We start from the raw sequence: 13763 nt of genomic DNA, 5'->3' as shown, positions 1-13763 counted from the left end.
AGCCAATCATTACGGTGGAGGATGTGACACCGAACCGGGGGATCGATGCCGACTTCCTCAGCCTGCCCCGCCACGAACTGGCCGATGCGGCGCTGTCGGCGGCCAAGGCAGCCGGAGCCACCCACGCCGACCTGCGCATTCAACGCCTCGTCACCGAGATCATCCAGTTGCGCGACGGCGAACTGGAGACCGCGGTGGTCAACCGCGATATCGGCCTGGCGGTTCGGGTGGTCGTCAACGGCACCTGGGGATTCGCCTCGCACGCCGAACTCTCGCCGGACGTCGCGGCGCAGACGGCGCGCCGCGCGGTCTCGGTGGCCACCACGCTGGCCCCGCTGAACACCGACCCCGTGATGCTGGCGGCCGAGCCGGTGTACAGCGACGCCACCTGGGTGTCGCGATATGACATCGACCCGTTCACCGTGCCCACCGCCGACAAGATCGCCTTGCTCGACGAATACTCCGGCAGGCTGCTGGCCGCCGACGGTGTCGACCACGTGTCGGCGGGCCTGAACGTCGTCAAGGAACAGTCTTTCTACGCCGACACGTTCGGCTCGTCGATCACCCAGCAGCGAGTGCGGCTGATGCCGGTGCTGGAGGCCGTCACGGTGGACACCGGTTGCGGCTTCGATTCGATGCGCACGCTCGCGCCGCCGATGGGGCGCGGCTGGGAAGTGGTCGCCGGCGACGACGTGTGGAACTGGACCGACGAGCTTGCGCAGCTGCCGTCGCAGCTGGCCGAGAAAGTCAAGGCGCCCAGCGTGACGCCCGGCCCGACCGACCTGGTGATCGACCCCACCAACCTGTGGCTGACCATCCACGAATCCATCGGCCACGCAACCGAATACGACCGTGCCATCGGCTACGAGTCGGCTTATGCGGGCACGTCCTTCGCCACCCCCGACAAGCTCGGCACACTGCACTACGGCTCGCCGGTGATGAACGTGACCGCCGACCGCACCGTCGAATTCGGTTTGGCCAGCATCGGTTACGACGACGAGGGGGTGGCCGCGCAGAGCTGGGACCTGGTGCGCGACGGCATCTTCGTCGGCTATCAACTGGACCGGGTGTTCGCCCCGCGGCTGGGCCACGCCCGATCCAACGGGTGCTCCTACGCCGATTCGCCGCACCACGTTCCGATCCAGAGGATGGCCAACGTGTCGCTGCAACCCGGCGCCGAGGACCTCAGCACCGACGACCTGATCGCCCGGGTCGACGACGGCATCTACATCGTCGGCGACCGGTCGTGGTCAATCGACATGCAGCGCTACAACTTCCAATTCACCGGGCAGCGGTTCTACCGTATCCGGGACGGGCGGTTGGACGGCCAGCTGCGCGACATCGCCTATCAGGCCACCACGACCGAGTTCTGGAATTCGATGGAAGCCGTCGGCGGCCCATCCACCTGGCGACTGGGCGGGGCTTACAACTGCGGTAAGGCCCAGCCTGGCCAGGTGGCCGCCGTCAGCCACGGTTGCCCGTCGGCGCTGTTTCGTGGGGTCAACGTGCTCAACACCAGGGCTGAGGCGGGCCTGTGATCCGCGCCGGCGACGATTCAGAGCGAAGCGATGCGGAGGAGCGGCGCACATGATCCCCGCACAACAGGTCATCGACATCGCGTTGGACACCGCGGCGCGGCTCGGCCGCGCCGACCAGACGATCGTGTTGGTCAACGACCGCATCGCCACGTCGTTGCGGTGGGCGAACAACTCGATGACCACCAACGGCGTGTCGACCGCCCGGCACATCACCGTCATTTCGATTGTCCGACAGGGCAATAGCGCACATGTCGGCTCGCTGACCTCGGCCGAGGTGGACCCGTCGGTGATCGAGGACCTGGTCGCCGCGTCCCAGGCGGCGGCGGCGTCGGCCCCCGAGGCCCGCGATGCCGCGCCGCTGCTGAATGGCAATACGGTGCCCGCGGACTGGGATGCGCCGATCCCGGCGACCGGCCCCGAAGTGTTCTCGAGCATCGCCGGCCCGCTCGCTCGTGGTTTCCGTGGCAGCGACCAGTTGTTCGGGTTCGCCCGGCATGCGCTGGAGACGACGTTTCTGGCGACCTCGACCGGGCTGCGTCGCCGCTACACGCAGCCGACCGGCTCGGTGGAGATCAACGGCAAACGCGACGGCGCCAGCGCCTGGGTCGCGGTCGGCACGCCCGACTTCGCCGATTTGCCAACGGATTCGCTGCTCGAGCAGCTGTCCATGCGACTTGGTTGGGCCGAGCGCACCGTCGAGCTGCCCGCGGGGCGCTACGAGACGATCCTCCCGCCGTCGGCGGTGGCCGACATGATGGTCTACCTCGGCTGGTCGATGACCGGTCGCGGCGCGCAGGAGGGCCGCACCGCGCTGTCCACACTCGACGGCGGCACCCGGGTGGGGGAGAAGCTGACCGACCTTCCGCTGACGCTGTATTCCGACCCGTGGGCGGCAGGGCTGGGCTGCACCCCGTTCGTCGCTGCGGCCAGCTCATCGGAGACGGTGTCAGTCTTCGACAACGGCTTGGACATCGGCCGGGTGGACTGGATTCGCGACGGCGTGATCAACGCGTTGGCCTATCCGCGCGCCGCTGCCGACGAGTTCGGCGCTCCGGTTGCCGTCGCCGCCGACAATGTGTTGATGACCGGTGGCGGCACCGAGCTCGCCGACATGATCGCCGAGACGGAGCACGGGTTGCTGTTGACCACGCTGTGGTACATCCGCGAGGTCGACCCGACCACGCTGCTACTCACCGGGCTGACCCGCGACGGTGTCTACCTGGTCGAAGACGGCGAAGTGACGGCCGCGGTCAACAACTTCCGGTTCAACGAGAGTCCGTTGGACCTGCTGCGACGGGCCACCCAGGCCGGTGTCAGCGAGCCGACGTTGCCGCGCGAGTGGGGTGACTATGTCACCCGCTGCGCGATGCCGTCGCTGCGGATTCCGGACTTTCACATGTCCTCGGTGAGTCAGGCGACATAATCCAGGTGTGGTGTCACACGACGAACTGACTCGGCTGGTGGCGTTGTCGCCCGGTGACGGTCTCACAACCGCGCTGGTGCGGCGAGTGTGCGCGCGGACCCTCGGCCTGCCCGCCCTTCCCGCCGAGCACGACGGAAGGGACGGCTACGCCGTCGTCGCCGAGTTCGCCGAACAATTCAGCACCGACGTCACAGAAATCAGCGTCGATCAGCGCACCAGACTGTGGAAGGTGCTGGGCGACAGCACCTTTGGTGTCGTCACGCAGATGTACATCGCCGACTTCGTGCCGCGGGTGCGCGCGGGGCTCGAGGCGCTCGGTGTCGGCGCAGACTACCTCGGCTGGGTCACCGGGCCGATCGTGTGGGATCACACCAGCGACCCGTCCGACGTGGTCTTCAACGGCTTCTTGCCGACCGTGGCCCGGCTGCGGGAACTCGATGCGTTGACCGCCGAGGTGGTCCGGCTGCGCGGCGCAACCCAACACAACTGCCGGTTGTGCAAGTCGCTGCGTGAGACCACGGCGCTGGACGCCGGCGGCTCCGAGACGTTGTACGGCGACATCGAGCAGTTCGAAGCGTCAACCCAGCTGACCGATCGCCACAAGGCGGCGTTGCGCTACGTGGACGCCCTGGTCTGGTCGCCCGCCCAGATCGATCGCGGTGTCGCCGCCGGAGTGCGGGCACACTTCTCCGACGCCCAGGCGATCGAGCTGACGTTCGACGTGATGCGCAATGCCAGCAACAAGATCGCGGTGGCGCTGGGTGGTGACGCACCCCGGGTTGAACACGGCACCGAGCAGTACCTGCTCGACGTCGACGGTCAGACGGTGTTCACCTGAGCAAGTGCCTCGTGGTTATGGCGGCCGACGTGGGCTTCGGCGCGCATCCGTTCGCTCATCTGCGGGTAGTGCAGCTCGAAAGCCGGTCGCTCCGAACGTATCCGGGGTAGTTCGGTGAAGTTGTGCCGCGGCGGCGGGCAACTGGTGGCCCACTCTAGTGAGTTGCCGTGGCCCCATGGGTCGTCGACGGTGACCACTTCGCCGTAGCGCCAGCTCTTGAACACATTCCACACGAACGGCAGCATCGAGACACCGAGGACGAATGACCCGACCGTCGAGATGATGTTGAGCGTCTCGAATCCGTCGGTGGGCAGGTAATCGGCGTAGCGACGCGGCATGCCGGAGTCGCCCAGCCAGTGCTGCACGAGGAACGTCAAGTGAAAGCCGATAAAGGTCAGCCAGAAGTGCAGCTTGCCCAGTCGCTCGTCGAGCAGGCGGCCGGTCATCTTCGGGAACCAGAAGTAGATGCCTGCATAGGTGGCGAACACGATGGTGCCGAAGAGCACGTAGTGGAAGTGTGCGACGACGAAATAGCTGTCGGTGACGTGGAAGTCCAGCGGCGGGCTGGCCAACAGCACACCGGTCAAACCGCCCAACAGGAAGGTGACCATGAAGCCCATCGCGAACAGCATCGGTGTTTCGAACGTCAATTGCCCTCGCCACATGGTCCCGATCCAGTTGAAGAATTTGATCCCGGTCGGCACCGCGATCAGATAGGTCATGAACGAGAAGAACGGCAGCAGCACCGCACCGGTGGCGAACATGTGGTGCGCCCACACCGCGACCGACAGGGCGGCAATCGACAGCGTCGCGTACACCAGCGTGGTGTAGCCGAAGATCGGCTTGCGCGAGAACACGGGGATGATCTCGGAGATGATGCCGAAGAACGGCAGCGCGATGACGTACACCTCGGGGTGGCCGAAGAACCAGAACAGATGCTGGAACAGAATCGGCCCGCCGTTGGCCGGGTCGTAGATGTGCGCGCCGAGGCGACGGTCGGCGGCAAGACCGAACAATGCCGCGGTCAGCAGCGGAAAGATCATCAGCACAAGCACACTCGTGACCATGATGTTCCAGGTGAAGATCGGCATCCGGAACATCGTCATGCCCGGGGCGCGCATGCAGACCACGGTGGTGATCATGTTGACCCCGCCGAGAATGGTGCCCAACCCACCGACGGCCAGGCCTAGGATCCACAGGTCGCACCCCACACCGGGACTGTGCACCGCGTCCGAGAGCGGGGTGTAGGCGGTCCACCCGAAATCGGCTGCGCCGCCGGGGGAGATGAAGCCGCTGAGCGCGATGAGCGCGCCGAAGACGAACAGCCAGAACGACAGCGCGTTCAGCCGCGGGAACGCCACGTCCGGCGCGCCGATCTGCAGTGGCAGAACGAGATTCGCGAAACCGAAGACGACCGGCGTCGCATAGAACAGCAACATGGCTGTGCCGTGCATGGTGAACAGCTGGTTGTACTGCTCGTTCGACAAGAACTGCAGCCCGGGCTTGGCCAGCTCGACGCGCATCAACAACGCCATCAGGCCGGCGATGAAGAAGAAGATGAAGCAGGCGACCATGTACATGATGCCGATCATCTTGTGGTCGGTGGTGCTGATGACCTTGTAGATCAAGCTGCCCTTGGGCCCCATCCGAGGCGGATACGGTCGATGTGCTTCGAGCTCATCGGCGGGTGGGGCTTCGGCGGTCATGCAGTACCTCCACGGGATCTGGACCGGGTCGAGATTTGTCAGCTCGCCCAAGTCTTTCGAGCCCCCCCGCGCGACCCTAGGGCCATTCGTCCCCAAGATCGGCCATGGCGTTCGCCGTCAGTGTCGGCTGTGGGTGAGTGTCCCTTCGGGCTTGAGGGCCTTGGCGGCGGTGATGCTCTCGGCCTTGCGGGCCTCTCGCTCCAGATAGCGCTGCTTGGACACGTCGAATTTGTCGCACGCCTGCTCGAGTTCTTTGACCAGAACCGCGAGGTCGTCGCGCTGCCGGGCGGCTTCGCCGGTGAAGTCGTCGCGCTCGAAGATCCGCCACTTCTTCAGGACCGGCATGACCACCTCGTCGAGGTGGATGCGCGGGTCGTAGACGCCGCCGACCGCGATGATCACCGCTTTGCGGCGGAATTCGGGGACCGTGAATCCGGGCATCTGGAAGTTGCGCAGCACCCGATGGATCGATGTCATCGCCTGGTTGGGCGCCAGGTCCAAGCCGGCGGCGGTGACGTCGCGGTAGAAGATCATGTGCAGGTTCTCGTCATGCGACAACCTGGCCGTCAGTTGGTCGGCGATGGTGTCGTTGCAGGCCTTGCCGGTGTTCCGGTGTGAGACGCGGGTGGCCAGCTCCTGGAACGACACGTAGACGACGGAGTCGAACAGGCTCTCGGCGAAGAGGTCGCCCTGGCCGTTCTGGCCCGGGCTGAAGCCGCGGGTGACCTGCTCCATGCGGAGTTTCTCCAACGCGAACGGGTCGACGGAGCGAGTCACCACCAGGTAGTCGCGCAGGGCATTGCTGTGCCGGTTTTCTTCGGCGGTCCACCGCCTGACCCATTCGCCCCAGGCGCCGTCCATGCTGAAGTTCATCGCGATTTCGCGGTGATACGCCGGCAGGTTGTCCTCGGTCAGCAGATTCTGCACCATCGCTACCCGGGCGACGTCGGAGAGCTCGCACTGCTCGGGCGCCCAGTCCTGACCGCCCAGCGTCTTGAAGTTCTTGCCCTCCGACCACGGGATGAAGTCGTGCGGATTCCAGTCCTTGAACATGGAGATGTGGCGGTTTGTGAGCCGCTCCGCTGTGGGCTCGAGCTCACGAAGCATCTGCTGTTGGGTCAGGGTCGCCACGGTGCCTCCGATGTATGTGTGTACGACGGTTGCAGGTAATGTATCTGTGCACCCCAGTAACACACAAGTAAGGGAAGCCTTGGCGTGTCGCGATCGCGGTCTCCGTGGGCGACGGGCTATGCGATCTGCTGTTCGAGCGCAGCGACGTCGCTTCGGTTGTGGTCAAGGTGAGCCAGTGCGGTGCGCAGCCGTTGACGCGCACGGGACGCTCGCGACATCGCGGTGCCCGGCGGAATGTTCAGCAACGCGGCGGTCTCCGCATAGGTGTAACAGTGGATGTCGGCGTAGTACACCGCTGCCCGGAAGTCCTCCGGCAAACTTTCCATCGCGGCTCGAATCTGGCTGTCGGGCAACGCCTCGAGGACCTCTGTCTCGGCGGAACGTAGTCCGGCGGGGACACGCGCGGCGCTGTAGGCCAGATCTCGCTCCGTCATTTCCTCTACCGAAACCTCCGCCGGGCGGCGCTGTTTACCGCGATACGTGCTGACCCAGCGGTTGTAGAGGATCCGGAAGAGCCACGCCTTGACGTTCGTGCCCTCCTGGAACGTATGGAAACCCCGGTAGGCGTCCAGCAAAGTGTCCTGCAGCAGGTCCTCGGCATCGGCGTCACAGCAGGTCAGCTTTCGAGCTCTGAGGGATAGGACGTCAAATAAGGGTCTGGCTTCATCGGCGAAGCGCGCGGCAGGAGTCCCGTCGGGTTCGGCTGTGCCGAGCACGGCAGCGATCCTCATGATCAAGCTCCGATTTCTGGTCAGAAAGTCCCACAATGGGCGGTCCAGATCAGAGTCAGGGTTGCGAAGGCGAAGCGAACCCTTGGAAATCCGTAGTCCTGGGCCGGTGCTTCAGGTGACCGCTGCCTAACTGGCCCACGACACCGTGCGTAGCTGCCTGCGCGACGTGATATCGAGCTTGACGAAGACCTTGCGGAGGTGCCATTCGACCGTGTGCGTGCTGATGAACAGATGCGCGCCGATCTCTTGATTCGTCAGCCCCTCGGCGGCCAGTCGTGCGATCTGTGCCTCCTGGGCAGTCAGTTCATCACCGGAACCGACCGGTTGTTTGCGCACCTTCTCGCCGATGGCCACGAGTTCGCGGCGGGCCCGCTCCGCGAACGCCTTCGCACCCATTCGGGTGAACATCGCGTGGGCTTCGGTGAGGTGCCGACGTGCGTCGAGCCGCCGGTTGGCCCGGCGCAGCCATTCCCCGTAGCCCAGATGGGCGCGAGCCAAATGTACGACGATGGTGGTGCGTTGCAAGCGTTCGATGCCTTCGCTGAACAAGTTATCGGCGAGACGATCGTCGGACAGCATGGCACGCATACTTGCTAAAACACCGAGGCCCCAATCGGTTTCGCTGGCGCCGGCGCGTTGATCGAGCTGGCTTATGGCGAAGGCGGCCGCCTCCTGCTCGCCGGTGCGGGCCGCAGCCTCGACGAGTTCGATCAGGCACCACCCGTAGAATCCGAGGTCCTCGTGTTCGCACGCCTGACGAGCGGCAGCGAAAGCTTCTTCGTATCGGCCGAGTCCGTTGTAGAGCACACCGGCGGCATACCCCGCCAGGCCGAGCAGTCGCCCTTCGCCTCGGGTGGTTCCCTCCGTGGTCGCTGCTTCGATCAGACCGACAGCGTCATCTGGGATCCCGCGCCAGGCAGCCAGAAGCAATGCGTCGTATTTCAGTGGCGCGTGGCCCGTCGCCGAGGTTATCGAAGCTGCTTCTTCGATAAGCGTTGCCGCCGTGGCGAATTCGCCTGCGAGTACGTGAGCCCGCGCGCGATAGGCGAGCGCTCGCGGAATGATGGCCAATGCACCGGCTTCGCGGGCATGCTGGACGATGTCGGTGGCCAGCTGACGGTAGATTTCATCGTCCCACAGTTCGGCGGCGGCGGTTTCCTGGATTATTGGGAATGCGAGCGACATCCAGCGCAGGACTTGGCTATTCGTCCCGGTACAGATGAGCTCGAGTGTTGCCCGAAGGTCATCGCGATTTCCGTCCACATCGCCGGCGATTCGGTGGCTGATGCCGCTCAATAACATGTCCATCGGCTGATGCAGTTGCGGTACGCGGACGACCGCAGCGCGGGCGGCCTCGGCCGCTGTCGCCAGTGCTCCGGGGTCGCCGAGTCGCCCGGCGTACATGGTGGCGGCGAGCGCCTCCAGGTATGTCTCCCGGGCCAGGTCGTTGTCGAGAGTCTCCAGCCGGGTAGCGGAGTCGAGCAGTCGCGACGCGGGCTCGGTGAGCGGAGGTGCGCCGGTATCACCCCCGCGGTTACGGGCGAAGTCCATCTGGGCGCGTAGCCGAGCGACTTGGGCGCGTTGCAGGTCGGATAGTGGGCTCAGTTCGGCCACTGCCAGCAGGTCATATGCAGCTTCGGGGGCTGCTGCATCGCCCTTGGCTCGTGCGGCGGCGATCGCCCTGGAGCCGCGGCGGGCCGGGTCCGATGTCAAAGTTGCTGCGCGCTCCAAGAATGCCGCCGCCGCGGCGATGCCGCCTGCTCTGCGCGCGGGCGGCCGAGGTTTCCAACTCCGCGGCGACCGCCTCATTTGGTCCCGCTGCCGCATTGGCGGCGTGCCACGCCCGACGGTCAGGGTCCAACCCCGGATCCGTCGCGTCGGCCAACGCCCGATGGATCACCCTGCGGTCAGCCAGATCTGCGTTGCTGTAGGTGGCTGAGCGCACCAAGGGATGTTGAAAACGCATGCGCGGCCCGAACTCGATCACTCCTGCGGCCTCTGCAGGCGCGAGCGCGTCGACCGGAATGCCCAGATTGGCTGCGGCGCGCAGAAACAATGCCGCGTCGCCAACTGGCTCGGCGGCCGCGACCAGCAGCAACCGTTGAGTGTCGGCAGGAAGAGACCTGATGCGGCGCACGAAGGATTCTTCCAGCTGTCCCGCGGAGCGGCTTGCTGCCAGATTCCCGAAGCCGCCGGCAAGCTCCGCGGCAGAGAGGTTTCGCGGAACCTCGAGCAGTGCCAGCGGGATGCCGCGCGTCTCAGCGACGATACGGTCGCGCACCCGCTCATCGATCCGCCCGGGAATCACGGAGTTCAATAGCTCCCGAGCATCGCTGTCCGACAGGCCGCTGATCGTGAGTTCTGGGAGCCCGGTCAACGTCGGTGCGTTGCCGTCGCGGGCCGCGAAGACCAGGGCTACCGGTTCGGCCAGGAGCCGCCGGGCGACAAAGGCAAGTGTTTGCACGGATACCTGATCGAGCCATTGCGCATCGTCGATGATGCAGAGCAGCGGTTGGTCATTGGCGGCGGCGGCCATCAGGCTCAGCACTGCCAATCCGACCAGGAAACGGTCGGGTGTCGGCCCAACGCCCCGGCCGAAGGCGACATTCAACGCCTCGCGCTGCGGCTGAGGCAATTCGTCGAATCGTTCCATCAAAGGCGCGCACAGCTGCTGCAGGCCCGCGAAGGCGAGCTCCATATCCGATTCCACGCCCGCCACTCGCACACACCGGAAATCAGACGTCAGCTCTGACACGTAATCCAGCAGGGCGGTCTTTCCGACGCCCGCTTCCCCGCGGACAACCAACACCTGGTGGCTACCCGATTGGACCGTCGCGATCAAACTGCGCAGGGCTTCGCATTCGGCGGCGCGACCGCGCATACGTTCCGCCCGGCCCTGCCTCGACATAAGCACCACCGCGTCTGTTGGTCCGGACCTGATGGTAGTGAGCTGTCTCGGCCGGGTCTAGGTTGCTGCGTGCTCTCGCCGTGCGCGTATCGGCAAATTTTGTCCTAACGCTGAATGAATGTGACGGTCTCCTCGAGCGGCGCCCGCTCAGTGCGGGCGTAATCGACTGCCGGGTCCTGGTATCCGATCGACATGCCACAGAAAAGGATGCGGCCGTCCGGGGGCGACACGATCTCCGCCACGGACTTGCGAGTTTGCGACCACGCCATCTGCGGGCAACTGTGCAAGCCCTCGGCGCGCAGCAGAAGCATCACGGTTTGCAGGTACATGCCGAGGTCGGCCCACTGGGGCAGGCCCATGTCGCGGTCGATGTAGCAAAACAAGGCGGCGGGCGCGCCGAAGCAGTCCCAGTTCGAGATCGCTGCCCGCTGCCGTGCCTCCAAGTCCTCCCGTGCAATGCCGAGCGCACCGTAACGCTGCTTGGCAAAGGCTGCTCGGCGCTCGCGGTAAGGGGACTTCAGTTCGGGCGGGTACATCTCGAATTCCCTTTCGTCCCAAGGATCACCTGCTCCCACCCGCTGTACGGCGAGCATTTTGAGATGCACCAGTGGCGTACCGGTCAGCACGTAGATATGCCAGGGTTGCAGATTGGATCCCGACGGGGACCAAGCCGCAGCCGAAAGTACGCGTTCCAGCACATCTTTCGGGACGGGCTGGCCGGTGAATCCGCGAACTGCTCGTCGGCTCGTTACCGCTTCGTAGACGTCCACCAGCCCGCCCCTCCCATCTCGCCATAGGGCCAACGTGCATGAATCAGGTTGGCGTGGAATCGGTTCGGCTACGCCTTGGCCGCCGTTTCGAGAACCCAATCCTCGAACCTCGTGTCGGACAGGGCCGCGCCATCGTCGGGAACGAGAGTGCGCTCCTCGATGTCGGCGTACCAATATTTTGCGGTGGGGTCGGCGATCACCTCGCGGGCATCGCCGTGCGCCGTCAGCACGGTGCGAATGAGATCGGGAAGGCGATAAGCCTGGGGTCCGCCTACCTCAACGATGCCGTTCACCGGGTCGTGGAGCGCTGCTAAAGCTACCGCCTTACCGACGTCGGCAGCCGCCATCGGCTGAATGAGCGCCGACGGCAGGCGCACCGTGTTCCCCTCGGTCGCCGAATCGGCGATGAAATTGAGGAACTCGAAGAACTGGGTCGCGTGCACAATCGAGTAGGGAATCGGGCCTGCGCTGATCAGATCTTCCTGCTTCTGCTTGGCAAGGAAGTAACCGCTCTGTGGAGCGAGAAAATCAGTGCCCACGACGGATAGCGCGACATGATGCCGAACGCCGGCTTCGGCCTCGGCGGCCAGTAAGTTCGTGGTCGACTTCGTAAAGAAGTCCATGGCGGGGCCGTCTTCGAACGATGGCGAGTTCGACACGTCGGCCACCACCGAGGCGCCGGTGAGCACGTCCGACAGACCCTCACCGGTCACGGCGTTCACACCAGTCGAGGGCGCCGCCGCAACGGCTTCGTGACCCTGTTCGGTCAAGTCCTGCACCACTTTTGACCCGATCAGGCCAGTTCCTCCGATTACGACGATTTTCATGATGAGCCTCTCTTGAATGTGCCGTTTGGCCGACGACGGCCGTCCAGTTGGTGTCCTGACCGGGCAGCGTGTGGATGTCCACAGCTCCCTGACGGTCGAAACGGATGGGTGACCGCGAACTCATCCCGGGTGCCGAAAATGGCCCTACATTGCGCGGAGTTTGGAGGTCGCAGGTAGACCGATGTGCCGCTGGCATGGGCGACACGGCACCGCCGCAAGGCAACGATCAGTTCGTGACGCATGCACTGCAACCAAAGGCGCGGCGTCTGTTGGTCGCGAAAGTCTTGATCAGCGCCGCTGTTGCGCTCGGCGTCGCGGTAGGGGGAGCCATACCGGTCACCGCCGACCCCAGCACGTTCGGTGTCCTTAGCTGCACCTGCGGAGGTCGACCCACGCCCGTAATTGGCGGACCTGCTGTGTCGGACGAAATCAAGAACGGGATCCGGGACGGTCTCGCAGCTTTGATGGGTTCGGGCTAACCTGCAGCGCCCGGGCACCGCGAGCCCCGGTTAGGCGTCTGGTGACTTTGAGCAACGGCTTCTCCGCTGTGCGACAGGGGGATGCGCCGAGGTCTGCATGATGGCTGGCGCTAATGTCAAGGTCGTGCAGCGCACGCTAGATCGCGCGACAGCAGCCATGAGCCTGGATCTTTACAAGCACCTGTGGCGTGTATCTGCAGCTGGTTCAGCAAGGGGCGGTAGCTCAGTTGGTTAGAGCCGCGGACTCATAATCCGTTGGTCGCGGGTTCGAGCCCCGCCCGCCCCACACATAAGTGCTGGTAGAAGGCTTATTCTAGGCCGCCGGATCGGTTCGATCGGGCCTCCCGTCGCGGCGTCGTCGCGGCGCGCGGCGGGATCGCGGTGGAAAGGTCCGCGCGCTAGCTAACCGTCACCCCGCGACGTTCAGCAGGATCTTGCCGCCGCGGAGGAGATGTTGCACCGCGTCCTGGATGTGCTCCACGGGGTACACGGCCGCCACGGGGACAACGAGGGTGCCGTCGGCCACAAGCGGTGCCGCCTCACGGATGACGGGCACCACCTTGTCGCGGTAGTCGAAGTCGCCGACAAAGAATCCGCGGACGCTGAGGTGCTTGGCGACCAGCATCGAGGTGTCGATCCACATGGGTTCGTCCCTGGCCCAGGAATAGCTGACCAACGATCCACCGTCCGAGAGCAATTCGAGCAGCCGCGCCACGCCCGGACCACCGACGGCATCAACTGCCAGCGCCACTCGGGCGTCACCGATCACTGCTCGAACGTCGCTGACCGCATCGGGGTCATCAGCGTGGACCACGTCGGCCCCAGCTGCTGTGAGTTCGGCGAACGTTGCGTCGTCCCGCGCCAGGTTGATCGTCTTCAGTCCACGAAGTTTGGCTAGCGCGATCAATGACCGTCCCACACCGGAATTCGCGGCGTTTTGCACCACCCAGTCACCGGGCGTTAGGGCGGTGCATTCACTGAGCATCAACCCGGCTGTCGGCGGGTTGCTGCCCAGCATCGAGTACTGCTCGATGTCGCCGCTGGAGGGGAGTGCAAACAGGCCGTCGGCGGGCACGACGAGCCGCTCGCGCCACGCACCCGCATACAGGGGTAGCACGACCAGATCGCCGACTTGAAGTCCATCGACCCCGGCGCCAGTGGCAAGCACGCGGGCGACACCCTCTGCGCCGGGTATGTGGGGCAGGGGTGGTCGCGCCAGCATGCCGGTGACAACCAGCAGGTCGTGTTTGTTCAACGGCGAGAACTCAACGCTCACGAGCACCTCATGCGGTCCCGGTGGCGGCGGCTCGTCGATGTCGACGACGCGCAGCACCTCTGCGGGGTCGCCGAACTGTTCAATCTGGATGGCGCGCATATCAATTCCTCTCGCTCGCCTGGGTGATCTTGACCGC

General features: G+C 65.0%; 9 protein-coding genes, 1 tRNA gene and 1 pseudogene. 4 read left to right on the top strand and 7 right to left on the bottom strand.

From position 1 onward, the window contains the following. Positions 1-23 precede the first annotated feature (23 nt). Genes G6N27_RS06790 through G6N27_RS06780 form a run of 3 tightly spaced genes read left to right on the top strand, consistent with a single transcriptional unit; the run spans position 24 to position 3799 of the window. Positions 24-1538, top strand: coding sequence for a TldD/PmbA family protein (locus G6N27_RS06790; RefSeq protein WP_163775645.1), 1515 nt, complete (start codon positions 24-26; stop codon positions 1536-1538). A gap of 49 nt (positions 1539-1587) precedes the next feature. Beyond that, entirely contained in the window at positions 1588-2961 is a 1374-nt protein-coding gene (locus G6N27_RS06785) for a TldD/PmbA family protein (protein WP_163775644.1), read from the top strand. A gap of 7 nt (positions 2962-2968) precedes the next feature. Next, a complete protein-coding gene (locus G6N27_RS06780) occupies positions 2969-3799 on the top strand; it encodes a carboxymuconolactone decarboxylase family protein (protein ID WP_163775643.1) in 831 nt (276 codons plus the stop codon). On the opposite strand, the gene ctaD is transcribed toward G6N27_RS06780, so the two are convergent. The 6 genes and pseudogenes from ctaD to G6N27_RS06750 all read right to left on the bottom strand — a co-directional run bounded on the left by ctaD (position 3781) and on the right by G6N27_RS06750 (position 11872). Continuing rightward, positions 3781-5505: an aa3-type cytochrome oxidase subunit I gene (gene ctaD, locus G6N27_RS06775; RefSeq protein ID WP_163775642.1), complete on the bottom strand. Its 1725-nt coding sequence runs from the start codon at positions 5503-5505 to the stop codon at positions 3781-3783. The two genes, G6N27_RS06780 and ctaD, sit on opposite strands and share 19 nt — an antisense overlap. Positions 5506-5622: 117 nt before the next feature. After that, positions 5623-6612, bottom strand: coding sequence for an acyl-ACP desaturase (locus G6N27_RS06770; RefSeq protein WP_163781461.1), 990 nt, complete (start codon positions 6610-6612; stop codon positions 5623-5625). Positions 6613-6752: 140 nt separating this feature from the next. Further along, entirely contained in the window at positions 6753-7367 is a 615-nt protein-coding gene (locus G6N27_RS06765; protein ID WP_163775641.1) for a sigma-70 family RNA polymerase sigma factor, read from the bottom strand. A gap of 126 nt (positions 7368-7493) precedes the next feature. Next, positions 7494-10275, bottom strand: a pseudogene (locus tag G6N27_RS06760) (helix-turn-helix transcriptional regulator). 104 nt (positions 10276-10379) lie between these two features. Further along, entirely contained in the window at positions 10380-11045 is a 666-nt protein-coding gene (locus tag G6N27_RS06755; protein ID WP_163775640.1) for a nitroreductase, read from the bottom strand. A gap of 68 nt (positions 11046-11113) precedes the next feature. Further along, positions 11114-11872 (bottom strand): SDR family oxidoreductase, encoded by a 759-nt coding sequence (locus G6N27_RS06750; protein ID WP_163775639.1) that lies wholly within the window; start codon positions 11870-11872, stop codon positions 11114-11116. A 691-nt stretch (positions 11873-12563) separates the two neighbouring features. On the opposite strand from G6N27_RS06750, the gene G6N27_RS06745 reads away from it, so the two are divergent. Continuing rightward, positions 12564-12637, top strand: a tRNA-Ile gene (locus tag G6N27_RS06745). Positions 12638-12760: 123 nt separating this feature from the next. On the opposite strand, the gene G6N27_RS06740 is transcribed toward G6N27_RS06745, so the two are convergent. Then, complete coding sequence (locus G6N27_RS06740) at positions 12761-13726, bottom strand: zinc-dependent alcohol dehydrogenase family protein (protein ID WP_163775638.1); 966 nt, start codon at positions 13724-13726, stop codon at positions 12761-12763. Between the last annotated feature and the right edge of the window lie 37 nt (positions 13727-13763).

The organism is Mycobacterium cookii, from assembly GCF_010727945.1.
Classification (GTDB): domain Bacteria; phylum Actinomycetota; class Actinomycetes; order Mycobacteriales; family Mycobacteriaceae; genus Mycobacterium; species Mycobacterium cookii.
The sequence above is the reverse complement of the archived record's forward strand: the minus strand, read 5'-3'. Positions and strand labels throughout refer to the sequence as shown.

What these genes read in the sequence shown, in the direction of transcription:
- G6N27_RS06785 (WP_163775644.1), top strand. Translation starts at nt 1,588, where the DNA reads ATGATCCCCGCACAACAGGTCATCGACATCGCGTTGGACACCGCGGCG.
- ctaD (WP_163775642.1), bottom strand. Translation starts at nt 5,505, where the DNA reads ATGACCGCCGAAGCCCCACCCGCCGATGAGCTCGAAGCACATCGACCG.
- G6N27_RS06770 (WP_163781461.1), bottom strand. Translation starts at nt 6,612, where the DNA reads ATGCTTCGTGAGCTCGAGCCCACAGCGGAGCGGCTCACAAACCGCCAC.
- G6N27_RS06765 (WP_163775641.1), bottom strand. Translation starts at nt 7,367, where the DNA reads ATGAGGATCGCTGCCGTGCTCGGCACAGCCGAACCCGACGGGACTCCT.
- G6N27_RS06750 (WP_163775639.1), bottom strand. Translation starts at nt 11,872, where the DNA reads ATGAAAATCGTCGTAATCGGAGGAACTGGCCTGATCGGGTCAAAAGTG.
- G6N27_RS06740 (WP_163775638.1), bottom strand. Translation starts at nt 13,726, where the DNA reads ATGCGCGCCATCCAGATTGAACAGTTCGGCGACCCCGCAGAGGTGCTG.